This window comes from Pirellulales bacterium (assembly GCA_035533075.1).
Lineage (GTDB): Bacteria > Planctomycetota > Planctomycetia > Pirellulales > JAICIG01 > DASSFG01.
Window position 1 is genome coordinate 82848 of record DATLUO010000194.1, and the last position, 24658, is coordinate 107505.

General features: G+C 62.5%; 20 protein-coding genes. 7 read left to right on the plus strand and 13 right to left on the minus strand.

The annotated features are described in order from the left end of the window. Positions 1-527 precede the first annotated feature (527 nt). Positions 528-977: a hypothetical protein gene (locus VNH11_25140; GenBank protein ID HVA49676.1), complete on the plus strand. Its 450-nt coding sequence runs from the start codon at positions 528-530 to the stop codon at positions 975-977. Between the two features lie 124 nt (positions 978-1101). After that, positions 1102-2199 carry a hypothetical protein gene (locus VNH11_25145; GenBank protein HVA49677.1) on the plus strand — a complete coding sequence of 366 codons (1098 nt, stop codon included), beginning with the start codon at positions 1102-1104 and terminating at the stop codon, positions 2197-2199. A 1-nt stretch (position 2200) separates the two neighbouring features. Here VNH11_25145 and VNH11_25150 read toward each other — a convergent pair whose 3' ends face one another. The 6 genes from VNH11_25150 to VNH11_25175 form a co-directional block, all read right to left on the minus strand. Beyond that, positions 2201-4198: a DUF3179 domain-containing (seleno)protein gene (locus VNH11_25150; protein ID HVA49678.1), complete on the minus strand. Its 1998-nt coding sequence runs from the start codon at positions 4196-4198 to the stop codon at positions 2201-2203. A 155-nt stretch (positions 4199-4353) separates the two neighbouring features. After that, the gene (locus VNH11_25155; protein ID HVA49679.1) at positions 4354-4695 is read right to left on the minus strand and encodes a hypothetical protein; all 342 of its coding nucleotides are present in this window, start codon (positions 4693-4695) and stop codon (positions 4354-4356) included. A gap of 54 nt (positions 4696-4749) precedes the next feature. After that, the gene (locus VNH11_25160; GenBank protein HVA49680.1) at positions 4750-4917 is read right to left on the minus strand and encodes a hypothetical protein; all 168 of its coding nucleotides are present in this window, start codon (positions 4915-4917) and stop codon (positions 4750-4752) included. 253 nt (positions 4918-5170) lie between these two features. Beyond that, positions 5171-5923 carry a glucose 1-dehydrogenase gene (locus tag VNH11_25165; GenBank protein ID HVA49681.1) on the minus strand — a complete coding sequence of 251 codons (753 nt, stop codon included), beginning with the start codon at positions 5921-5923 and terminating at the stop codon, positions 5171-5173. 174 nt (positions 5924-6097) lie between these two features. Beyond that, the gene (locus tag VNH11_25170) at positions 6098-8167 is read right to left on the minus strand and encodes a S46 family peptidase (GenBank protein HVA49682.1); all 2070 of its coding nucleotides are present in this window, start codon (positions 8165-8167) and stop codon (positions 6098-6100) included. Between the two features lie 270 nt (positions 8168-8437). After that, positions 8438-9232, minus strand: coding sequence for a sulfite exporter TauE/SafE family protein (locus VNH11_25175; GenBank protein HVA49683.1), 795 nt, complete (start codon positions 9230-9232; stop codon positions 8438-8440). 429 nt (positions 9233-9661) lie between these two features. Between VNH11_25175 and VNH11_25180 the strand changes: the two genes are divergently transcribed. Both VNH11_25180 and VNH11_25185 read left to right on the plus strand, forming a co-directional pair. Continuing rightward, entirely contained in the window at positions 9662-10150 is a 489-nt protein-coding gene (locus VNH11_25180) for a hypothetical protein (protein HVA49684.1), read from the plus strand. Further along, on the plus strand, positions 10147-10359 hold the full coding sequence (locus VNH11_25185) for a response regulator (protein HVA49685.1): 213 nt from the start codon (positions 10147-10149) through the stop codon (positions 10357-10359). Before VNH11_25180 ends, VNH11_25185 begins: the two co-directional genes overlap by 4 nt. A gap of 2 nt (positions 10360-10361) precedes the next feature. Here VNH11_25185 and VNH11_25190 read toward each other — a convergent pair whose 3' ends face one another. The 5 genes from VNH11_25190 to VNH11_25210 all read right to left on the minus strand — a co-directional run bounded on the left by VNH11_25190 (position 10362) and on the right by VNH11_25210 (position 18684). Continuing rightward, positions 10362-10970: a hypothetical protein gene (locus VNH11_25190; protein ID HVA49686.1), complete on the minus strand. Its 609-nt coding sequence runs from the start codon at positions 10968-10970 to the stop codon at positions 10362-10364. Positions 10971-11006: 36 nt separating this feature from the next. Then, positions 11007-11957, minus strand: coding sequence for an AAA family ATPase (locus tag VNH11_25195; protein HVA49687.1), 951 nt, complete (start codon positions 11955-11957; stop codon positions 11007-11009). A 551-nt stretch (positions 11958-12508) separates the two neighbouring features. After that, positions 12509-15076 (minus strand): hypothetical protein, encoded by a 2568-nt coding sequence (locus VNH11_25200; protein HVA49688.1) that lies wholly within the window; start codon positions 15074-15076, stop codon positions 12509-12511. A gap of 37 nt (positions 15077-15113) precedes the next feature. Next, entirely contained in the window at positions 15114-15620 is a 507-nt protein-coding gene (locus VNH11_25205; GenBank protein ID HVA49689.1) for a hypothetical protein, read from the minus strand. A gap of 1432 nt (positions 15621-17052) precedes the next feature. Then, entirely contained in the window at positions 17053-18684 is a 1632-nt protein-coding gene (locus tag VNH11_25210) for a formylmethanofuran dehydrogenase subunit A (protein ID HVA49690.1), read from the minus strand. A 316-nt stretch (positions 18685-19000) separates the two neighbouring features. Between VNH11_25210 and VNH11_25215 the strand changes: the two genes are divergently transcribed. Both VNH11_25215 and VNH11_25220 read left to right on the plus strand, forming a co-directional pair. Beyond that, positions 19001-19399 carry a hypothetical protein gene (locus tag VNH11_25215; protein ID HVA49691.1) on the plus strand — a complete coding sequence of 133 codons (399 nt, stop codon included), beginning with the start codon at positions 19001-19003 and terminating at the stop codon, positions 19397-19399. A gap of 42 nt (positions 19400-19441) precedes the next feature. Further along, complete coding sequence (locus VNH11_25220; GenBank protein ID HVA49692.1) at positions 19442-20905, plus strand: DUF1501 domain-containing protein; 1464 nt, start codon at positions 19442-19444, stop codon at positions 20903-20905. Between the two features lie 2 nt (positions 20906-20907). On the opposite strand, the gene VNH11_25225 is transcribed toward VNH11_25220, so the two are convergent. Both VNH11_25225 and VNH11_25230 read right to left on the minus strand, forming a co-directional pair. Beyond that, positions 20908-22797, minus strand: a complete 1890-nt coding sequence (locus VNH11_25225) for a S53 family peptidase (GenBank protein ID HVA49693.1) — start codon at positions 22795-22797, stop codon at positions 20908-20910. 360 nt (positions 22798-23157) lie between these two features. After that, a complete protein-coding gene (locus tag VNH11_25230) occupies positions 23158-24099 on the minus strand; it encodes a hypothetical protein (GenBank protein HVA49694.1) in 942 nt (313 codons plus the stop codon). 176 nt (positions 24100-24275) lie between these two features. Here VNH11_25230 and VNH11_25235 point away from each other — a divergent pair, with 176 nt between their 5' ends. Then, positions 24276-24656: a BlaI/MecI/CopY family transcriptional regulator gene (locus VNH11_25235; protein HVA49695.1), complete on the plus strand. Its 381-nt coding sequence runs from the start codon at positions 24276-24278 to the stop codon at positions 24654-24656. The last annotated feature ends 2 nt before the right edge of the window (positions 24657-24658 follow it).

The window sequence follows — 24658 nt, forward strand, 5'->3', positions numbered from 1 at the left end:
GGGGCGGCCAATCACCAATCATCACGAGCTTGACTTAGAGGGCTGCGAAGGTAAAGTGAACGTGGCTACCCCGCTCTTGCATTTGTCGCTCAGGCGTTTGGTCGGAGAAAGGAGACGATGGCGCGTCCCGGACGAATGCAGGTTGAGCCAGTCCGGCTTAAAGGAAGTGGTGCAACTGGGCGTGATTTTGTCGTGCCAGGCCGGTCGACTCCGGAGTTGTTCTCGGCTCGGCTTATGGACCGTAGCGATACACTTGTCGTTACTTGGACAGCCAGCCTCGGCCGGCGAGCCCTTGTCAACCGGCTCGCGAAGGTTCAAGAGCTTGCTGGAGGCCCAGGTGGCTTTACGCGGATCAGAGGCATGGCAAGCGATCGTCTTCAAGCACGCATTGGGCTAGGTCGGTTCAGCCCCCACGAGGCGGCATTGGAGCTTGCTCGAACGCTCGGAGGACAGTGGCGCGTTGATGTAATGCGTCGGCCCCAAAGCACGACTTGGGACATCGTCGCGACTCGATTTGGAGATTAGTCATGCTGGATACCACCGAAAACCGTTACTGGCCGTTCGATGTTTTGTCCCCCGAACAGCGGTCGGAGGACGACCGGCGAGTGATTCACTTCCTTGAAACGGCATTTCAGGCAGGGTACAAGCCCTACATGTTCGCTTCCGAGAGTTTTGGGGCCACCAGTGAGGGCCGGGCCGCGGAGATTATCTATCGTGGCTGTCGCGGAAAACATTGGGAACTGTTTCTGGTACACGGTGAAGAGTTGGTCCTCTCGGCCCATCTTGATGACTTCGGTTCTGCTGCTGAGTCACTGCTGCGCTGGCTTGGTGGCGACGACGGGGCGGAAATCGTCGAGCTTATTCGAGGCCATCTCTTTAGCACAGAGGCCGCTCCCTCCGGATTTGTACTGCACGGTCGAAACGCGGCGGTCGACGCGATCGCTTTGCCGACGGCTCAGCTGCGCGGGCATGCGTAACTTGCGTGGCATGCCACGAAAGACAACGGCTTCTTGATTCTCGGTATGCTAGCGTCCGCGAAACGTTCGGCGTATGATGATCGCTTTGCGGACCGCCCAGGCACAAACTTCAAAGGTGATTCCTGTGATTCACACGCATTCGACGAGCGCGCTGGTGCTCTTCAGTCTTTTCGTCCCCTCGCTTTCGCCGGCGAATGCCGCCGAACGCGCGATGAAGGTCGCTACGGTAGACGTACCGCACGGGGGCAAAGCCGTGGCCGCCAAAACCGACGCAAACGGTGTCATTCATCTGCTGTACGATTCGCCGGATGGTCCGCAGTATGTTCGCTCCACCGACGACGGCCAGACATTTAGCCATGCGACTGCGGTTGTCGACCGCGAATCACGCAAGCCGGGATTGGAGTTCAGTGCTTGGGATATGGCGGTGGCGCCGGACGGCGCCGTCCACGTGGCGCTTGGCACGAATGCGTGGAAGTTGAAATCGCCCCAGGAACAATGGGGATATTATTATGCTCGTCTCGATTCCGGCGCGAAGGCGTTCTCGCCCCTGCGGAACATCAATCGCAAGCCGAGCGAGGGCTATTCTCTGGCGGCCGACGGTCACGGCAACGTGACCGCCTGTTGGCTCTCCGACAAGCTGTACGCCAACGTCTCCCACGACGGCGGAGCATCGTTCGGTTCGAACGTTGAAATCGATCCGAGCTTCAATCCCTGCAACTGTTGCACGACAAGCTGCGCCTACGGAGCCGACGGAAGGCTGGCTATCTTGTATCGCGAGGAGACGAACGACGACCGCGACATGTATCTCGTTCTGTGGGACCAGGACCGCAAGCAGGTGACGCGCACCCGCGTGGGCGGCACGTCATGGAAAGTCGACGCTTGCCCGATGACGTACTATTCGGTCTCGGCAACGCCCTACGGTTTTTTAGCCGTTTGGCCGACTCGCGGTGAGATCTATTTCGCCCAACTCGACAAGGACGGATCAGCGCTCTCGGCGGAGGAGGTGAAGACGCCGGGCCTGTCGGGCATGCGCACGGGCGTGCTGGCCTTGAACGCCGCCGGCGGCAACACGCTCGTCGCCTGGAAAAAAGACGGTCAGTTGGGCTGGCAACTTTACGACAAGCAGGGCCGGCCGTCGGACCATGCCGCTTCGGCTGCCAGCGCGGGCACCGGTGCGGCAGGTGTGGTAAGCAAAGGCGGTCAATTCATTCTGTTCCGCTAGCTCATGGCAACATGTGCGGCCGCAGCAAGTTTCCGCCGCGCTGCGACAGAAGCTCATCGAGGATCGCCCGGTCCGTATAGCCTTTGTCGATCATCACGCCCAGCTCTTCGCGCGTGCGTTTCGCCAGACCGCATGGTTTGTCTTGACCGGCATCGCACGCGGCGAGCGTAAAGAAGTGCCCGGCACAACCGTCGTGCATGCCACAGGTGCAATAGACCGCCGACATCAGCCACTCCAGGCGGTCGGCTTTGTTTTGCGACTTGCCGAGACCAGGCGGCAAGTCTTCGTCACTCTCTGCCCGCGGGACAGTTGAACGCAGCTTCACGCGCTCGCCCACGGTCAAGGCTGCCATCGAAGAGGCATCGATCTCCAATAAAAGCTGGGTCCGCTCGCGCCACGGACGGACCTGTCGCACCACGGCCGGAGCATCGTCGGCTGCTCGGATCGTTACCTGTTCGCCGGCCTGAAGCGATCGCGCCCAGGGGAGCGCCTCGTGGTCGAGGATCAACTCGACTTGGCGGCGGTCCGGGTGCAAAAAGATCAGCGTGCCGGGCAGGCCCTCATCGGCCCAGCGTCGGCGGAGCAGCGCCTGTTGCGCAGCCCGTCGCTTCTTGAATGCCTCGTCGAACTCGGGCGGCGCATAAAACGCCTGCTGGCTTAACTCGTCGGCCAGGAGCGAGACCGCCACAAACCGCTTGGCGTCGTCCGTGTCGAACCAGACCCAGACCCGTTGGCCCTCGGCGAACTGGTCCAGCCGGCCCCACCAGCCATCGTGCCATATCTCTGCGTCGGGTCGGAGCGGCCATTGCTTGGGTTCTGTTTCGCCGTCGATGAGCAGCGTGACTCGCTCGCGCGGCACGTCCACGCCTTGCACCAGGGCAAAGCGCCGGGACGCGATGTCGAGATTGCCATGCGGTTTGGCCGTCTCGTGGCTTGAATCCTGGAACGGCTTGGAGTCGCCAGCGGCGACCTCTTGCCCGTAGATCGAGGTCTCCGGGTATTCGGCCGCCCAGGCGAACCATTTGACCTGGACGCTGTCCATTCCGATCAGCCGTGGCCCTCCTTCGACGGCCCGGCCGGTGATGTCCCAGTGCAAGCCAATGCGTTGATTGGTGAACGGCGCTTCCTTCAGCGTTTCATCGACGCGGAAGATCCAGCCGGCATCTCCTTGCAGGCCCGACGTGCCCCAGGGCTGATGATAGGCCGCCGCGGTCCGCGTCGGGCCATACCAGAACACGATGCGCGGCCGCCCGTCAGCCGTGTCATGAATCACGCCGGCCTTCTCCAAGGCGTCCAGCGGATAGGCCCTTGCCTGCTTGCCGTCCCAGACGCCCAGCACCATCGTGTCGGCCGGCAGACGCCCGTCCACAGGCGGCCGGCTCTTGCGTGAATCGCCATTCACCTGGCCGGGCAGGTCGACCGGTTGGTACTTGTCGTACATGAAGTAAGCGACGGACTGCGGATAGCGCTTTTGCCAGAAGCCCCAGTCGGTGACCAGCGTGGGTCTCGGTTCCAGCCGGTGCCCTTTCTTGGGACCGTCGAAGGCAACGCCGGTCAGGCAGGAATAAAGCGTGCCGTCCTGATCGCTCTTCATGACCATGACGCCTTTGCGCCAACCGTAGAAACGGAACGGACCGTCGTCGGGCGCGAAGCCCCGCGCGAAGCCCGCGTCGGGATCGTGGACGAAGATGCCCCAACTGTCGCTGAGCACTCGATAGGCGTTGAGGAAAAACCGGATCGGTATGACGCCGTCGTTGACGTAGTTGTCGGTTTGAACCTGCACCCAGCAGAGAACTCGGTCGTCATCGCGCAGAGCCGCCTGGCGGCGGTTTGCCTCCACGCGGCAATGAGAACAGTTCGGATGGATCAGCGTCTCGAAAGCGTCCGGCCGGGCGATCACGTCGGGCGCCTGTGCCGGTTCGTCCGCCGGCGCCCATTCGCCAGTCGCGAGAAAGGTCCCTAGAAGCAAGGTCAGGACGAGCGAGTGGTTTAAGCGCATCGGCAGTCCTCCGCGAGATGGTTTCATTCGACATCGATCAGCTCGACATCGTGGAGTATAGTCGCAACCGCAACGCAAGCAAACCGGCCGGGCACGGATTGCTTCCAGGCCCGGCCGGTGCGGCGGTCGAGTAGTGTGGCGCCAGGGCGGCGCGTTTAGGGCGACTTGACGATCTTCGAGACGTCTTCCAAGAGCTTCGACACTTGGCCCTTGGTGAAATCGTCGGCGCCGTAGGCGCGGCTCGATTTCACCTCCATGCCGCGATAGAAGAGAGCGGTCAGCCCGGCATCGGGATTCAGGCCGTAATTGGCCGGACCGTTTTCGAATTCGACGGGAACGACGACCGGGATGTTCTTGATCTTCCGATCTTCGACAAGCTTGGCTGCTTGAGCTTCCAGCTTGTCGCGGTCGTCGCCCAACAGATTGACGAAAGCCTTGAGCTTCTCGTCTTTGTGCTGTTCGATGATTTCATCCAGCTTCTTGACCAAACTGGCCAAGGCCGCGTCTGACTTTCTGGCGAAAATCATGACGACGGGGCTGCCGCCGTACTTTCAGCGATAGCACAACTCTCGGCCCACGGGCACGCCGTCGTTTTCGGCGCCCGCGCACTTGACAACCTGAAACGCTTCGACGAAATCGCCGACCTGCGGGCCGCTCTTGAGCGCACCCGCGGCCAGCGCCGCCGCAAGCAAGCCGACATAACTCACTGATTGCACCATACATGGCTCCTTTGATTGGGTAATGGGTTCCGTTCAACTCGACCCTCCGCAGGCCCCAGTCTAATCGCTCGCCCGTCCCATTGGCAATCTCGGTCAGGGGCGTCGACGTCGCGTTTCCAAAGCGCTCAGCTTTTCCCCATCAGGCGGAAAAAGTCGTCGTTTTCGTTATGGTGTGGCAAGACCCGATCGTCGCGGACGTTCGCCGGACACGCGAAAGCTTGCGGCGGAATTCAGACCCCCACCGAGGGTCCGCTCAGCGCAGGCCGCCTGAGATATAAAAACTTTCGCCCGTGATCCAACGGGAATCGGCCGACGCCAGGAACACGGCGGCCGGGGCGATGTCCTGGGGCTGCCCGATGCGGCCCAGCGGCGTTTGCGCTTCGGTCTGTGAACGGAACTCGCCTTCGGCGATTCCAGCGGCCTGCAGACCTTCGGTTTCGACCATGCCCGGATTGATCGAGTTGACACGGATCTGCCGCGGCCCCAACTCCTTGGCAAGCGAGCGGGTGACCGCGTTCACCGCGGCCTTGGTACCGCTATAAACAGAGGCGCTTGGAAACGCGAGCGTGGCGACCACTGAGCTAATGTTGATCACGCTGCCCCCTTCGGGACCGAAATGCTTGGCCGCTTCCTTGGTCGCGAGCAATAGCCCCAGCACGTTGAGGTCGAACTGCTTGTGAAAGTGCTCGGCGGTCACGTCTTCGAGCGGGGCAAACTCGTAGATGCCGGCGTTGTTGACCAGCACATCGAGCCTGTCGAAGGCCTGTTTCGCCTCGGCGAACAAGCGTTCGATCTGGTCGGGCCTGGTCATATCGGCCTGCACCGCCACCGCCTTTCCGTCGCCGCGCACGATTTCGGCCACCACGCGGTCCGCCCCTGCTTTGCTGGAGGCGTAATTGACGACGACCGCCGCCCCTTCAGCGGCGAACTGCCTGGCGATTTCGGCGCCGATGCCTTTCGAGGCGCCCGTGACAACGGCTACTTTGCCGGCGAGTTTCTTGGACATGACACAATCTCCTTGAACTTAGGTTGGTTCGCCCTTGCTGAATACCAACACCTCCGTCTCGTCTTTCAGAAAAAATCGCGGCAACGCAACCATTCCGGCTGCCGATGAGTTAGCGGCACGAAAGCGAAAACTACGGCGTTGACCTTGGTTAGTCGGTCGTCGCCAGGCTGTTCTCTACGGTCTCAGCTCCGCCACCACGCGCTTCGCCCCGTAAATCTTGTCCAGCGCTTCGAGAATCGCGGCGGAGTGGACCGAGACCGCACGGGCCTGCGTGTCGCTGTAGACGAAGTCGAGCACCAGCGATTGAATGTTGCCGTCGAAGATGATGCCCACCAGCTCGCCGCGGCGGTTCACGACCGGACTGCCCGAATTGCCGCCGATGATGTCGGCCGTACATACGAAGTTGAACGGCGTTTCCGCCCGGACGGCCTGGCGGCGTTTCAGCCATCGTTCGGGCAACTGAAAGGGCGGCACGTCGCCGTGCTCGCGGGCATGGCCGTAAATGCCGCCCATCGTCGTCCAGGGCGGCACTTGCTCGCCCCGCTCTTCAAAGCCCTTCACCACGCCGAACGCCAGCCGCAACGTGAAGGTGGCGTCGGGATAGTTGTCGCCCCCGTATAAAGCGAACTGCGCCTTGGCCAGTTTGCCGTAGGCTTGCTGGAACGGCTCCTGGACTTCTTCTTCATAGGTCTTGCGCACCTGCCTGGCCGGACCGTCGACGAGCCGCGCCAGCTCGATCATCGGATCGTCCGACGCCTCGACCGCCTTGCTCCCCGCCTCGACCAGCTTGCGGCGCAGCGCCACGTCGGCCAGACGGCTGCCTTCGATCAATTCCGTGGCCCGCCGCACCGGCGACTTTTGATCGAGCACTTTCCGCACCAGCTCGTTGTCGGCCCCGGCCAGCTCTTCGTACATGCCCAGCGAATCGGCCAGCTTCACGATCTCCAAGTCGTTATAGATCGGCGCTTCGGAGTATAGCTGCTGCTTGAGCGAGTCGAGACCCGCTTCGGCGTATTCCCGCAGCCGGTCGGCATTGGGCTTTTCGGTCTCGGCGGTCAACCGCACGATCATGCGGGCAATACGGAACAGATCGGTGTTCAGCGCCTGCCCGCCCTCGAGGAGATACCAGTTGTCGTAGATGTTGCCCCAAGTGGCCAGGGCGTCGTCAACCTGTTTCCAGGCGTCGCCGTACGATTGCTTCAACTTGGCATCGCCGGCGACGGCTTTGCGGAGCTTGTTCTCCGATTGCTGCTTGTCGCCCATGATCGCCGGATCTTGCAGGCCGGCCAGACCGCCCAGCCGGGCCTTGCGCGAGTTCTGATAGCCGAACAACTCGTCCTGGGCGCGACGGGCATTTTCACGGCTGCGGTCGCTATAAGTTCGCAGCATCACTTCGCGGCGCCTGAGCACATTGAGCGAAAGCGGAAATACCCGGTCGCGCAAGAACCGCAGGTGGGCCACGGTGTTCAGCCGGTTGGTGCGTCCCGGATTTCCGGAAACGAACACCAGCTCGTCGTCGCCGGCTCCCGACTCGCTCCAAGCGAGATAGTGTTCGATCTTGGCCGGCTGGTCGTCTTCGTAGGCCCGAAAGAAACAGACGTCGAGATCGTAGCGGGGAAACTCGAAGTTGTCGGGGTCGCCCCCGAAAAAGGCGATCGACTTTTCCGGGGCAAACACCAGCCGGACATCGGTGTATTTCTTGTAGCGATAGAGATGGAACTGCCCGCCTTGATAGAGTGTGATCACGTCGCTGCGGAGGCCGGTTTTCTGGAACGATTCTTCCTCGATGGTGTTCATGGCGGCCTGCCGCGCGGTCCGGGCTTCGGCGGCCGAAAGCCCCGCTACGGCCTGATTCACGCGGTCGGTCACGTCTTCGATGCTCATCAAGACGTTCAGCTCCAGGTCGAGGCATTTTTTTTCGCCTTGCCGCGAGGCGGCGTAAAAGCCGTCTTCCACATAGTCGTGTTCGGCGTCGCTCAGCTTTTGCAAGGCGTCGGCGCCGACGTGGTGGTTGGTCATCACCAGTCCGTCGGCCGAGATGAACGAGCCGGACCCGCCGCTGTTGAACCGCACGCTGGCCCGTTGCAGGTGTTCCAGCCACGCGTCGCTGGGATTGAAGCCGTATTTCTGCTTTAGCTGCTCGCGGGGCGGATGATTGAAGAGCCACATGCCCTCGTCGGCCCGCGCGGCGGAGAAGTTGGTTGCGAAGATCAGCATGGCGAAAAGGAGAGATTGGTTTGTCATTGAGTTGATTTTCTTTGGACTGCGATGAAGTTCAACGACGCAATTCTAGCAGCCTATTCTCTGGCTTCTAGTGGCTTTAGCGACTCCGGCAATTGCTGGGGCGATTGCCGCTTCAAGCTCTTCGAGGGCGGATGAGGCTCCTCCTCGACACGCATGTGTTTCTTTGGTACGTGAGTGCCGATGCTCGGTTGCCGAAGCGATTCGAGGATGCGATCCGCGAACCGGCGAATGAGGTTTTACTTAGCGTCGCCTCGGTTTGGGAAGCCGTGATCACGCTGCCCGGTAAAAATAATAGCCGGCCAGGCTGAAGCCGATGAACACGACCACGCGCCGCACAAAGTTGCGGTCGAGACGCCGGGCGACGCGCGCCCCGCCGTAGCCGCCCAGGATGGCCGCCGCCGCCATCGCCAAGGCGAACGCCCAGTCGACCTTGCCCGAGGCGATGAAGACCACGACCGCCACGCCGTTGATGGACGAACCCAGCAACGTCTTCAGGCCGTTCATCTCGTGAATGTCGTGCAGGCCCATCAGCGCCAATGCGGCCAGCATGAGTATGCCGATGCCCGCACCAAAATACCCGCCGTAGATGGCGATGCCGAATTGAAACACGATCACCAGACCGACGTGCCGTGGCTGCGAGGTCTCGCCGATCGTCCCCAGGCCAATCCAACGCGCGATGCGGGGTTGCAACCAGAACAGCAGCGCCGCTGCCAGGATGAGCCACGGCACCAACGCCTTGAACGATTCGGCCGGCATCCGCATCAGCAACAGCGAGCCGATGAGTCCGCCCAGCAAGCTGGGCGCGAACAAGCGTCGCGCCCACCAATGCACCTGGCCTAGCTCGCCGCGGTAGCCCGCCATCCCGGCCAACGATCCGGGAAAGAGCGCCACCGTGCTGGTTGCATTGGCGACGACGGCGGCGGTGGCATCCTGGCCCAGCACGGCGATCAGGGCGGGAAAAGTCAACAGCGTGCCGCCGCCGGCCACGGAATTCACCGCGCCGGCCACGGTGGCCACGACGCAAAGGCATAGGGTGTCTAGGATTACGTCAAGCTGCACGGCCATGGGCGGTTTGGTCACACGAATGTAAAATCAAGAAAAGTTTTGGCACGCAAATTGGGTTGTTGACGCGCCCCGCGCCAAGCTCCTACAGTAACCTGCTGATCTATTGAAGGGCGATAGATTCAATTCAACGTCGATTCAGCATCGAGAAGCAGCTTCGAGAAGTAGGAGTTGGTGCCGGTGGCATTCTTGCGAAGCACCGGCAGACATCATGGGCCAGAGAACGCGGCGCGGTTCGCCGGCTTGCTGCCCGTCAGGGTCTTGCCAAGCGCCGGGCGACGCGTTGCTCGTGAGGCAAAGTAGTGCCAGGGGCTTTAGCCAGGGAGGATCGCCACGGCCCTCGCTCGCGTCGCGGGCGTGCCACAAGCTTGGCATTCGTATTGCCAGGCCGCAAGTGCCGCGGGGTCCCGTGTACAGGAGAAAGGTGCTTCGATGACTGCCGGAGCAATACTTGCGATTGTCAGCAAAGAGGTGCGCGACGAACAACACGAGCTCGATCGGCACTTGGCGCAGATTGAGCATTTGTTTCGCGAATCCCGCGTGTCGACGGCCAGCGGCGCGCTGCGCTTGCTCGAAGCGCTGGACGAGTTGAGCGAGCATTTAGGGATGGTGTTTGCGTTGAAGGAGAGCGACGGCTATTTCGGCGACGTGCTGGAAGCGACCCCTTCGTTGTGCCGCTGTGCCGACGAACTGAAGAGCGACCACCGTGCTTTGTTCACGGAACTGAGCCATCTGATCGACCAATGCGACCTCGACGTCGAGCGGCATCGCTGGCCGCAATGCTGGAAAATGGCCGAGATGACGTTCGAGAATTTCCGCCAGCGGCTGGAAGCCCATCAAGTGGGCGAGGCCGATCTGGTGCAAAAGGCGTTTACGCTCGATATTGGGGCGGCGTATTGCACAGGAGAGCAATCGAGATGATTCAACGAACGCATTTTATTCAACCTTGCCCGACGTGCGGCCGTAGTTTGCGGGTGCGCGTCGAGTATTTGGGCCGGCAGGTGGCTTGTCAGCATTGCCACGGCCGGTTCGTGGCCTGCGACCCCGAAAGCCCGGCCAGTTCGCTTTCGGATTCCGGCCTGGCCTTGTTGAAGCGTGCCGACGAATTGTTGAACCGCGTGGAATCGTAACCTCACTTATCGATGTTTTGTTCGAGCGCCATCCAACAGATGAGGTGGATCTCCGCGGGTGAGATGGGCGGCAGCGGCGCAGAAGCCTGGAAGGGCTCCAAACCCAACCGCTCGACTTCGTCGACAAGGGCCTTCGATTTTGCCTCGTCGCTTTCCATCTCTCGCGAATAAACCTCGCGCAAGGCCAACTCGTCGCGCCGCGAACACGGGCTTTCGATTGCGTCGAGGGCCCGCTCAAATCGCGGTTGCGCAACGTCGGCGGGCGGATAGTTTCGCAAGAATTGAGCCAGCTCGCGGTTGAACTTGGCAACCCGCGGCTGCAAGTTGGCCGGGTCGGTCTCGTGCATCCAAGACCTGAAAATGTCCTGCCGCGCACGCTCCCAGGCCGAGAAGGCCGTCTGTTTCAAATCAAGCGGAATGACGAGCGGCGTTTTCTCCGAGCACTCGATCAGACGCAGGCAGGTGCCGATTTCGCTGGCGATCGGTCCGCCCTCGAAGGGAACGAACCGCAAATAGCGCCGGTCGCCCACGGCGGCGCAGAAAAAGTGCCCGCGACGGCGCCCCTTGACCATGCCCGACCCCGCTTCGACTTCAAGTTTCAGCAGTTTCATGGCGGTTAATGCTTTCTTCGAAGCGTTGGAAGCAGATCATTTGAGTACAGGCTGCCTGATGGACCCAGCCTTTGCGCGTGGGTCATCAGCCGGCAGCAAGAAGTGACGCTCGAATGAATAGACCGACGCATAGATATCAGGCGAATGCGTGCCGATAATCAATTGCGATCCTGGTTTGAGCTTGCGAAACGCGCGCAGCAGGGTCGCGTGCCACTGCGGGTCGAGATGCAATTCGGGCTCGTCGATGAACACCAGGCCGGCAGGCGCCGGCTCGGTGAGCATTCCAGCGGCGAAACAAAACAACTCGATTTGTCCCGAGCTGAGAGCGTCGACGGCCAGTCGCTGCCCATTCGATAGTTGGCAAAACACCTCGAGTTGGAAGTCGGGGCTTTCGTCGATCGGTTCTACCGTGAACGATTGGCCGGGGTAGAACATTTGCCAGACCGAATTGAGCTGGTCGATGACGGTCCCGTATTTTGAGGGACGACCGGCGTCGCCGTGACGCGCGGCGACGTAAAAATCGTAGTTGCGCGCATTTACCAGGAACTGCTTGATGTTCTTCAAACGGTTCTTCTCCAACCGCGCCGCGCCGGTCTTGGGCGTGCTGACCTGCTGCGGCCCCGGCAGCGCCGGCGCTCGCCAGGACGAATAGTATTCGGCGTAAATGGATCGCTCACCTTCGATCTGCGTGCTGTTGCAGTGGAAGGTAAAGTTGTCCTCACGCGTCTGCACGACGACACGGATCTGATAGTCGTCCGCACCGAGATGAATCGCGGATGGTCCGGACCTACCGCGAATCTGGCGCGCGTTTCCCGTAGCCAGCAGGCAGGCTTCCAGGACGGTCGTCTTGCCGCATCCGTTTGGCCCACCCAGCACCGCAATGGGCGTGGGAAAATCACGCGGCCCGATGAACGAGAGCTGCAAGTGATCTGTGCCGCGAAAATTCTCGATGGTGAGCTCGCGGATTCCTAGTTCTAGATCAGCCATGAATGCAATCAGAAGTTAGTGTTCACCCACCGGTTTTAAATTCGCCTCCGCCGACATGTTCGTTGTAGCAGACCCCATCCGCCTGTTTGCCACCAGCTTTAGCTGGTGGTTGGCGAACCGAGATAATACAACTCTTGAGCCGGCTTTAGCCGGCTTGCGGTGGAGCGGTGCAACGGCACGGCTAGAGGGATCGTCCTGCTTTCTGGAAAGAAAGATAAGGCCGACGGCCGCCGTAGCACCGAAGGTGCGTGAGTCCATAGCCCAGGGCGCAGCCCTGGGTAGCGTTACAACGTAGCCGAATAGCCCTGAAAGGGCGCGACTCCCGGTGGACCGCCTCACGGAGTAACGCCCTTTCAGGGCTACGAGCGTGATTCGCTTCGTAAACCCAGGGCTGCGCCCTGGGCTATGGAGTATGACCCCTTCGGGGTCGGAAATGCGACAAGCTCCCAAGAAAAAAGCGGGACAATCTCTAAAGCTGGTGGCAAACATGCCGCGCTGGCACTTCGAGTCGGTGGGCGGAGAGATTGCCTTGCGCATGGCTACCTGACGGGCTAGGAAGCCCGTCCTCCTGTGGCGCGGAAGTGGGCCAGCGTGGCGGCCAGGCGGCGGTCGTAGTCGCCGAGCGTGGGATGATCGGCGATGGTGCCCGGCCGCCACGATTCGTGAAACGTCTCGAAGATGTGCGTGAGATGCCGCTCTTCAAGGCCGTAGAGATGAGCCACCACGGCGTCGAGCTCCGAGATCATGCCAAGCTTTTCGTCGGCTTCCAACGGCCCGAAGTCGACGCCGACCGCCGCGGCCCAGCCGTCGTAACGCTTATCGACCGCCGCCAACCGCCCGGCTAACGTCACCACTCGCCGCCAAAGGGGATTGTCGCGATCGGGCCGCGGGATCGGGAAAGGGTTGAGCACGAAGAAATTCATCGACGTTTCGACGAACCGACGCGCATACCAATCGAGCGGCAACGATGATAGCACACCGAGCAGGTATGCCTGGTCGCGCTCGTCGCCACGCGGCCACAGGAAATAGGGACCCTTATTCGTGATGAATAACTTAGGCGGCACGAGGGCGGTAACAACGGTTCGTTGATTGGTGCGGTTCGTGATATCGCGAAACGCGATCCTCGGTTGATAACACGGCAGCGTCTTCGCTCCGCTCCACCAACCCTCCGCGCGTGTACCCTCGTGCTGGAACTCGAAATACGGCGACGACGACAGCTTGCGGCCGCGCCGCCGCTTCGCCTGTAAGTGTTCGACCACAGCCTCAGGGTCGGCCCAGGCGTAGTAACGGCCCGTGTCGGGCTGCCAAAGATCGAACGACTCGCCTTTGAACACCGGCCAATAACCCTTCGGCCGCGTTTCGGAGTTAAGATCCATTAGGGGTTTGTCGTTGGTCGCGTGCAACTCGCTGTGTGGGCGAGACCGCCACGAACCGTTTCCATTCATGTCGAGCCGCGGCGCCGCGCGGAGCCGCGCAAAGACTTCCAGCGATTCGTCGGACGGCAACAGCGGCAGCGACGACGTGTCGGTCCACGTCGCGACCTCCTGACCGCTGAATTCGGCGGGAGCACGCCTAACGCCGAACTGGAAGCGTTCGAAGCTGGGAAAGGGCCCGCGCAACCGCACTACAGTAGCAGGCACACTCCGTGTGCCGTCGCTTTGAGCCGCAGCGGCGTCCACAGACGAGTTCGGCGTCTTCTCAGATTCGGCTACGGCACACGGAGTGTGCCTGCTACTTTGCGCACCTCGACAAATCCGCGCCAGCGCGATCGTGTACCGCGGCTCGGCCTCGTCAAACACCCAGCCCTGCGTGTTGAGGAGCATGTCGAGGTCAACAGCGCTGGCCGACTTGAAGGGATCCTCCCGAAACTCCTTCGACCCTTTCGCGTTCCAGGCCGAGCGCGGCAGAACGACCCCGATGCGGCCGCCGCCGTTGGCCACAAGCTGCCAGAATCGCCAGCAAAACGCCTTGTAGAGATCCGGATCGCCCGTGCCCATGCCGGGATACGGCCCGCTCAAAAGCGCCGCGCGCATCGCGTTGGCCTGCGCGAGCTCCTTCTCGTAGAACTCAACCAGATCGGGGCGTGCTTCGCGCAACTGCGCCTTGAGCCGCTCCTGCTCGCGCTGCGTCAGCCCGCGCAAGCCCGGCTCGTGACGCGCCCAAAAAGCATGTTCCTCCAGCGTCGCTTCTTCCCAAGGCGGATTGCCCAAAATCACATCGAAGCCGGCCCGCTCGCGCAAGAAGACCTCGGGAAAGGCGACCGGGAAGTGCAGCGCGTTCAGCCCCGCCAACGCCTTGACCGCCGCGCGCTGCTGGCGCGAGCCGACGACGGTCGCTTTCACTTCGTCCCAATGCTCCAGGTCGATCGTGAGCGCTTCGTTCGACATCCGGCACGCCGTTACGATGTCGCACAACGCCTCGGCCGGTTTGACCGCCTCGCGGGCATCTTCGTACGCCTTGCGGGCCTTGCGCAAGTCGGCCCGTGTCGCGTCGGCGATCCGCGCCAACCGCTTGAGCGGCTCCAACGCTTCGCCCACCAGCGATTCGGTATTCATGCGGAACAGCGTGCGCTTCTCGTCGGCGGCGAAATCGACGATCTCTTCCACGCGCGCAATGCCCACCAGCGAATTGCCGCATACCAGGTTGTGGTCCAACAGCGACAGCGGCAGGCCGGGCACAAACGTGTGAATCCAGATCGACAGCCGCGCAAGCTGCACTGAGACCGGGTTGAGATCGACCCCGTACAGCGAGCGCCGGGCGATCAAACGCCGCACGAGCTGCGTGTCTTCGATCTCGACGGAATCGGCCAACGGGCCCAGCGCCTGGCGGGCCGCGTTATAAAGCTGAGCCAGCTCTTGGCGCACGCCCGGCAGCGGCCGGCGGGCCAGATATTGCGACATGGCCCGCTCGATATGGTCGACCGCGGCCACCAAGAAATGGCCGCTCCCCATGGCGATGTCGGCCACGCGGAAGTCGAAAAGCTGCTCGGCGGCCGTGTCGTCGTCGAGCTTGTCGAGCCGCGCGAAATGCTCGCCCAGCGCCAAGCCGAGCGGCTGAAATGCGGTCCCGGCCGGAAGCGTCACCGGCCGAAGCTGCACACCGCTGAGAAAGGAATCCATTTCGAACATTGAGCGTCCCCCGCGCAGCCGTCATTATCTACAACCAGAGGTTGGTCACAATCCCCGCCAGTTTTTCCGCTTCGGCCTGTGTCAAATCTTCGGGTATCCGAATCACGGCTTCGACGCCCGGCCGCACGCGAACACGCTGCTCGATCATCCGTACCACCTCGCTCGCCTCAGCGGAAGTGCGGTGCGGAATGATCGCCGGCAATTGCGGATGGGAGTTGTTTTGCGTCGGCGACGCCGCCCCGCCGGCGGCCTCGCGCGCCACGTCGATGGCGGGATGAAGCCAGATCAGCCGCGACGGCTGTCCGCGCCGACCGACGCGGAACTCACCGCAGCCGTTGTCGGCAAAAGCCCGCAAAACGTTGATGGCCGTGCGACGATCGATGCCGCTGGCGCCGAGGCTGTCTACGGAAGTTTCCCCCCGATTTGGATTCTTATGGCGAGCAGCCAGTTCGTCTAAAACGTGCCTCGCTGCCGAATCGTCACGATAAAGCTCGCGCATGGCTTGGCGGTCCCAACCGCCGATTGCAATAGACATCGTATAGACCTCGCTAACAGCAAACAAGTCAGCCGTAACGACTCCTTTTTACCCTATTCGAGCGCCTTGTCAACCATTACGTCCATAAATTTTTTACAGGGTGCTTGCCCAGCGCCGGATCGCCCCTCTCGCATGGCTTGCAGAAGAGGCGATGCGCGTCCGCCGGCCCCATCCGGGGCCGAGTTGCGAGCGCTTCGCGTAGCCGTAACACCTGAGGAGGTCGTGCATGGGACGCTCGGCCAGAGCGACACGGTTCTCATCCCCCGCGGCGTCGAGCAGCGTCGGACGGGGCCGACATCCACAACGCCAACACGCACGAGGCCCTGGCCACCGGGCGTGCTGAAACATTGAGCAATGCCGCCACGCGGCCGCCGGTGCCGATCGGCTTCCGCAAATTTGCGTAAGCCGATGAAACACGGGATTTTTGCGTATCGCGGTCCCGGGCTGCCGCGTTTCCGGAGGCCCTGGCCAATTGCTGCGCAGCGCACAGGTAGGTTTTGCGTAGATCCATCCCAAGCCAGTCAGCAGGTAGAACAGCGGGAACGGGCAAGCACCCATGACGAAGGGAGCCCGTGGTTGGCCGAAGCGACTGGCCGACGAAATTTTTTCGTGCGGGGTGGAAAAGTTGGGACGACAAAAGCGTATTGCCTTATAGCGCGAAAGAAAGCGGCTACTGAGGACATGGCCTCTGAGCGTGCTGAAGAATTGAGCAGCAAGGCCAACCTGGCGGTCTACTCGAACCTCGCCGCGCACGGCTGCCGCAAATTTGCGCCAGCCGATGAAACACGAGGTTTTTGCCCTCGATTGACCTGATAGAGGGTTTTTTAGCGGCTGCTCAAATGAGGTGCATAGTGGTCATCTGGCTGCCTGTTCTTTGAGCACTTCTATTGTTCGTGCGGCAAACCAGCCCGCCGGCCTTCGTCGAGCTGCGGTGAGAAGTCGAAAAGATCCGGTCCCAAGCCAGCGGCGCGGTAGAACATCGGGAACGATGCGGGGCAGCGCCCTCCACGGATCCATGCCAAGCCAACCGCGCGGTAGAACGAGAGGAATGACAGAAAGCTTACAGACAGAAAAATGAGCGGCGATGGTCGTGAATCCAAAATCGAAAATCGAAACCCAAATCACCCCGTACCCCCCAGATTTACCGTTGCGGCAGCGGTTTTGAAGGCCGGATCGGAATTGCCGCAACCTGTTTGAGGCACTGGCTTTAGAACAAGTATTCAACCTGATGCGAGTTTTATTTTTGACAACGGTAATTGTTTTTCCGCAACGGTAATTCGCGGGCGGCAATTCCGCCGGACCGCCAGCCGTTCGGCTGCCGAAAACGCACCGCCGGGCGGACATGAGAAACCGAAAACGGCGGCCCGCCGCCGCGGGTGACGAGTCGGGCAGCACGACGCTCAAGCGTCGCGCCGGGTCTTTGACAACTTGGTTATGACGAGATGCAGTCCCGAATCTCCGGCTGCTCGATCCGCTCCATCTCGACCGGATAATTTTCGAAAGCCATCGTGTAATAGCTTTCGAACAACGGCTGCAGATAACCTTCGATCGCCTGGTCGTATTCGGGCTTCACCAGAAACTCGCGGCCATGCGGCGTGGCCCGGATCTCGCCCTCTTCCACCACGACCTCGCCGCCTTTGATCACATACCGCGGATGGCCGAACATGCGGGCAATATCCGGGTCTTCGTCGTAGATGACCAGGTCGGCGTCGGCCCCGACGCCAAGCTGCCCCTTCTGCGAGAGGCCCAAGGCCCGGGCCGGCCCCGCCGAGGTGATCGTGGCGATCTCGCCCAACGTGTACTCGCGGTCGAGCTGGGGCAGGTGGATCCGCCCTTTGGCATGATCCGACAGCTTGGCCAGGCACTCGCGGCGGAAATCGGCCGACATCAAAAGCTGGATGATCTCCGGATACCGCCAGAAGCACGCGCCGTTGGGATGGTCGGTCGTCAGGTAAACGCGCCAGGGATCGTCGATCAACAGCAGCAGCTCCAGGCCGGCCGCCCATTGCACGGCGTTGACCAGGCTGTTGGGCCGATAGGTATAGGGCACGATGCCGCAGCCGGTCTCGTTCTCGACGTCGAGGTTGCCCCATTTTCGCCCGGTGAGCTTGTAGAGCAGGTGCTGCCACGGGCCATCGGCGGTGATCGTCACGGTGTCGCCGAACAACACCGCGCCCGCATCGGTGGTGAACGTCGGATGGGCATTGAAGTATTCCGCCATGGCGACGGTTTCCGAACGCATCGAACCCCAATCGTCGCCGCCGTAGGCGTGATACTGGAGGTGGGCCAGGTGGGCGCGGTGCCCTTCGAGACGCTTCATCGTTTCGATGGTCGTGGTGATGTTGCCCGGCACGCCCAGGTTGTTGCAGTGCAGGTGCAGCGGATGCGGCAAGCCGAGTTCGTCGACGATCTGCGCCAGCCCAGAGACGATTGTGCCGGGCGTGAGCTTGCTGTAACCCTCGATCGGCGAGTCGAGTTGTTTGGCGTCCTTGCCCCATTTCCAGGCCGCCACGCCGCCGGGGTTGACCGCCTTCACGCCGTAGGCCTTCGAGGCCCAGATTTGCCAGGCCACCACCTGCCGGGCACGCTCGACTTCGCCCGCTTCCAGTAGATCGAGCACGATCTCGTTATTGGCCATCAGCACCAGGCAGCTCTTGTCGACGATCGGCACATCGCGCAGCTCTTCGTGCGTGTGCTTGGCCGAGAGGATGGGAACGGCGGCTTCATTGACGGTGGTCCAACCCATGCCGGCGTAAAGATAGCCGGTGGCAAAGGTCGTGGGCGTCATGCCTCCCAGGCCGGCGCGGGTCGTTCGCGAGCGGATGAAGGCGGTGGTGCGGCGATGGTCTTCGGGCGTCATGGCCCGCGCGAAGTTGATGGCCCCGCCGGCCACGTGCGTGTGAACATCGACGCCGCCGGGAAAGACGATCATCCCCGTCGCGTCGATGGTGCGTCCGCCCTCGACCGCCGCGACGATCCGCCCGTCGGCGATCGCGATGTCCTGCACGACGCCGTCGATGCCGTTCGCCGGGTCGTAAACTTTGCCGCCTTTAATCCGAAGCATAGTTTTAGGGTGCGCGTGTTTTGCCGATCTCGTTGTGGCGCAGGCTTCCCGCCTGCCGATTTGTGGTGCAGGCGTCCCGCCTGCGGGTTTGCGGCAGGTGTCCCGCCGGCCTGCCAGTTTTCGCCGGTTAGGACTTCAAGTTACCAGTCGGCGTCCGCGAACGCGAGTGTGTCGGCGGCCGTGATGCACTCGATGATTCTATTGCCGAACCGGATAATCGCTCTGACCCGCTTGCATGCCGGCCCGGCCGGCCTATCATGGCGGTGGCGGATGTTCTGCCAACCTCGTTCAACCCCTTTTTACGGAGGCGATTTCGATGCGAAGCCTGACTCTTGCGGCGGCGACCCTGGCGATCACGGCCATCTGTCTTTCCGGTCTCTCGCGGGCCGACGACGGCACCGGTCCGACCGGCACCTGGAAATGGTCTGCGACGTTCAACAACCAGACCCGCGATTTCACGCTCAAGCTCAAACTGGAGGGCGACAAGCTCACCGGCGCCATGCTTGGACCGAACAATCAAGAAACCGCGATCGAAAACGGCAGCTACAAAGACGGCGAGGTGGCGTTTGCGGTCACGCGCGAGCGAAACGGGCAAAAGTTCACCGTCAAGTACAAAGGCAAGGTGAGCGGCGACACCATCAAAGGCACCAGCGAGATCGAACGCGACGGACAAACGCGGTCGCGCGACTGGGAAGCCAAACGCGAGAAAGCGTGATGACTCACAAAATCGTCGCCGTTGGCATCTTTGCTCCGCGTCATGCACGACTGTGATTGCCAGTTTCCTGTTCCACCCGTCTCCACGCGGCGGCAAGTGCTGCAACAGGCCGCCTGCGGATTTGGTGGCGTGGCGCTGGCCGGACTGCTGGGCGAGCAGGCCCGTGCCGCGGCGAATCCCTTGGCGGCCAAACCGCCGCACTTTGCGCCGCGCGCCAAACGCGTGATCTTCCTCTTCATGCAGGGAGGTCCGAGCCAGGTTGACACGTTCGACTATAAGCCGCTGCTGGCCGAGCGGGACGGCAAGCAGCTCTCGTTCGCCGACGCGCGGCTGATCGCCAACCGCGGACAGCGGCAGTCGTCGCAACGGGTCATGGCGTCGCCGTGGAAGTTTGCCCGATATGGCGAGTGCGGCCGCTGGTCGTCGGAACTTTTTGCGCACACCGCGGCTCACGCCGACGATCTTTGCTTCGTCCATTCGCTGCACACCGAAGGCGTGGCTCACGGCCCCGCCACGCTCTTTTTGCACTGCGGCGCCGCGAACCTGGTGCGGCCCTCCACCGGCTGCTGGGTGGTCTATGGCCTGGGGAGCGAAAACGAAGACTTGCCGGCCTTCGTGTCGATCGCCCCCTCGTCGGGCAACGGCGGACCGCGCAATTACGGCAACGCCTTTTTGCCCGCCGTCTATCAAGGCATACCGCTGGGCAACGCGGCCGCCAGCGCACGGGCCGCCAGCGCACGGGCCGCCACGTTCGACAACCTGACCAATGCCAGCCTGACGTTCGACGACCAGCGGCGGCAGCTCGACTTGCTCTCGCAGCTCAACGGCGAGCAGCTCAGGCAGAAGCCGGGCGAAAGCGAGCTGGAGGCCGTCATTCAGTCTTATGAGCTGGCCTGGCGAATGCAGACGCACGCTCCCGCCGTGCTCGACCTGGGCCAGGAACCGGCCGAAACGCTCGACTTGTACGGCATCGGCGAGATGCCCACCGACGATTTCGGCCGAAAGTGCCTGCTGGCCCGCCGGCTGTGCGAGGCAGGCGTGCGCTACGTCCAAGTGACCTACGGCGACAACACCGCCAACCCCGCCTGGGACCAACACTCGAACCTGCCCAAGCACGCCGAGCATGCCCGTGCCGTCGATCGGCCGATTGCCGGACTGCTGGCGGACCTGAAGCGACGCGGACTACTCGACGACACGCTGGTCTGGTGGGGCGGGGAATTCGGCCGCACGCCGTACGCCGAGAAGAACGGCACCGGCCGCGACCACAACCCCGGCGGTTTCACTATGTGGCTGGCGGGCGGTGGCGTGAAGCCGGGCTTCGCTTTCGGCGGCACCGACGAGTTCGGTCACGAGGCGATCGCCGACAAGGTCCACATTCGCGATCTGCACGCCACGCTGTTGCACCTGCTGGGCCTGAACCACGAGGCGCTCACCTTCCGCTACGCCGGCCGCAACTTCCGGCTGACCGACGTCGCCGGACGAGTGATCAAACCGCTTTTAGCGTAACCCTACCGCTTGCGGCTCAGCCACGTGCGACGAGAAGGATCGTCGCTCGTCGTCGAACCGCGGCGCTGGTCGGCGAGAACGGCGACCAGGAACATGCCCGTCAAACCCAGAAACTGACCGGCTCGTCCGTCCACAAGCCCCGCGCTGGCAACGGCTATATCGTCCGACTCAATCGCCAGAGTGAAGAGTGGCTCTTCGGCGAAGCAAGCGTCGGCGGCCTCAGCAACGTTGGCAGTTGTGTCCGCGTGATCCGTTTCCGCAAGCACGTTGGCGATCCAATCCTCGTCGTTGAGCGATCCCGACTGCCAAACGCGGAAAACATCGGCCGGCGAAACCGCATCGCCCGACTCAGGCGCCTCGTCGCCAGGCGGGGTGGAATCCGTGGCACGCCGTTTCGCCGGCTTCAAGGGCACCTCGAGCGGGTCGTCGACCAGGATGCTGTTAGTCGCAAAGCGGACGGGGGTGTCGGCGGGCAGGGCTACCGACTCCGCCGGTGCGGGGTGGCTTGTAGCCGGCGTCACGATCAATGGCACGACGGGCACGCCGCTTTCAATGTGCGGCGTGGTGAAGAGGATGAATTCGATCAGCACCAACGGCGGATCGGTATCGGTTTCGCTGGACGTGCTGGAAGAAGCATTGGGGCTGGTCGCGGTGGTCGAGGCGGCCGAGATGACGGTCGGCGTCGCCGTGGCCGAGGCCAGGCTCTGCACGAGGTTGTTGGCTACCGGCGTGCCGAGGCCGGTCACGAGATCATAGCCTGAAGTTGCGGTGTTGCCGCCGGCGCTGCCGGAGGTCACGTCATGGAAATCGGTGGTGGACGTGCTGGCCACGCTGTAAAGGTCTGCCTGCGCATTCGCCAAGGAACTCTGGCCCGCGTTTTGCCGGGCCTGATCGGCGACGGCGACCAAGCCCGACCATTGCGGTGCGCCGGCACTGGTGCCGCCCACTTGGAACCAACCCGACTGGCCGCTGTAGCTGATCGAATCGTAGACGGGCACGCCGGTGTTCGGGTTGGCGTTATAGGCCACGTCGGGCGTGGCGCGTTTTCCGCTGGAATCCAGGGTGGTGGGCACCACGCCCGATTGATACGTCGGTTCGGGCTCATAGGCGCTCAGTCCGCCGCCGCTGCCGCTCCAGCCGCTTTCACTGACATAGGTGCCCGAAGGCAAGTCAAGGTTCAACGTCGTTCCGCCGACCGAAAGGACGTTGGGCGATGCGGCGGGCCAGATCACCTGGCCGCCGCTGTCGCCCGACGCGGCGACAAACGTGACGCCCGGCGTCGTGAAGTGGTAATCGTAGGAACTCTCGCTGGCGAACTCGCCGGCGCCCCAGCTCATCGAGACGGCCACGACTCCGGGATGGTTTCTCGCAACGTCGACGGCTGCCAACAGATTGCCCAGGCTGCTGTCGTTCGCCTCCACCAACAACAAATTCGCCCCCGGCGCCATGGCGTGCGCCCACTCGACATCGAGCGAAGTTTCCAAGGCCCAGCCGCTGTTGTTCTTGGGCAGCCTCGTGCCGCCGTTTTGATTCACGACCGTCAAACTGGGGTCGGAAAGGCCGAATTGGTGATCGAAGGCGTGCAGGTCGCTGGCGACCTTCGAATCGCCATAGGCGTCGACGATGGCGATGGTCTCGCCGGCGCCGGTCAACGAAAGCTGGTTGAATCCATAGGCCCGACTCATTTGTTGCGGAGAGTATCCGCTGGGAACGGTATTGGTGATCGTTGGCGCGCCGTGCGCGGCCGGCACCGCCAGGACGTTGTCGAGGCCCGACGCCAAACCGGCCGCCGAAAGCAACTGGCGAGCTTCCAGAGGCTCGACGTTGTGCAATCCGCGACGGAATAAACGTGGGAAATGGCGCAGCAGGTACGAAGGGCGGCTACGAGACATGGCGATCTCCGGGCAACAGGCAAGCGAAGCGCGAAACGGCTTCTGACAACGCAGCATGTATTGCCCTTAGAATAACGACTTTCCGCCGGATGACGCAAGCATTTCAGTCGACAAATCGTAAGGTGGGGCCAGCGAGCTTGCGAGCGCCGGCCCACCGTGTTTGAAGGGTAAGGCGTCAGGCAAACGTCAATTCAGATATTTCTGAACCCTGAACCCTTTGATGGTGGGCCGGCGCTCGCAAGCTCGCTGGTCCCACCCCACGCCTGACGATGGTGGTTCGCCGCTCGTCCGGGCGCGCCGGGTCTGGCCCCGCGTTACGGCCTCAACTGACAGAATCTGTCAGTTCGCCAATGGTGGGAGTTATTGCTGCCGGCCGAACCAGGCGAAAAACGCCGCGATGAGGACGGCGTTCACCAGCAGCGCCCCGTAGAAGAACCGGTGCCCGCGGCCACTGAGCGGACGGTTCGTCAGTCCCAGGACTAACACGACCCACATCGAGTAGAGCAAAAGCGGCGGGCAAACGATGCCGAACACGGCCGTATACCAGGCGCGGCGGGCGGCGCGGTCGTCGGCTTCCGTGCGCTTGGCGTTGTCTTCGTTCGCTTCACCCGCGGCGACCTTCTTTCTGCCCGCTGCCGGATCCCATGGCGGAACGACGATCTTCAGCGCCTCGTCTTCCGCCGTCCGCGCCCGGAGCGGCGCCAACGCGACTGGCTTCACGGCGGATTCGCCGTTCATGCTCGCCCTCGCGGGCGGTGGGGCCGCCGGCGGCTGCATGGGAATCGGTGGAATCTTGATTTCCGGCAGCGGAGCCTCGGCGGCGGTCGCCATGCGCGAGATGGTTTGCGCCGGCGGAAGCTGAGCTGCCGGCGCCGGCGGCGGCGCGGGGCGCGGGGAGGCAACCGCCGGCGCCACGCTCGGCGGTGCGGTGTCCGGCACCGGCCCTACCGCCGGCAGCGGCTGGGCGATGGCGGCCGTCGGCTGGCCCTCGCGGCCGGTGCCGCACTTCCAGCACACGGGAAACTGCGCCAACACCTGCTCGCCGCACTTGGGGCATTTCCAAGGCGGTTTCTGCTCCTTGCCCGGCCGCTTCAATTGCGGAATGGGAAACAAGAGTTGCATCGCCCGTTCGAAGTCGGGCGGGCTGACCTGCACCTGCACCCGCGTCGTCGGCGCCCCGTCGGGACCCTTCTCAGGCTCGAGCAGCACGGCGGAAATGCCGGCCGCCTCGAGCTTGCTGCGGATCATCTCGGCTTCCATCGTGCCTCGCAAGGCGGCAACCGTGAGCAAGTTCTCGGCCATCACCCCATTGTACCTTATCCATCGCCTTGGTCATCGACGAAGCTGACTGTTTCGCGGGCGGATTTAGCGATAGCGAACGATGCTGGTGAGAATTCTTTCGGCCTGGCTATTGACAGAGGGCAAACAGTCGGCATAATCAACTAAACTATTAGTTTAGTCCTTGGTTTGCCGATCCGATGCCCGACCCCAATCCCAGCCAGCGCGAGCTCGATGTGCTGAAGGTCCTCTGGGACCTCGGCGAAGCAAAGGTCCGCGACGTCCACGCGGCCATGTGCCGACAGAAGGAGACCGCCTTCACCACCGTGCAGACGCTCTTGCGGATCATGGCCGAAAAAGGGCTCGTCAAACAGCGCACCGAGGGGCGGACGCTCTTCTATTCGCCCCTGCACACGAGAGAGCAGGTCAGCTCCCGGTTCCTGGAGCGTGTGTTTGACGGGGCCATCGACAAACTGGTGCTCAACCTTTTGCGGGCAGAAGACATATCTCCCGACGAAATGCGCGGGCTGGAACGACTGATCGCCAAGGCCCGCCGCGAAAAACAAGCCTCCGAGGAGTAGCA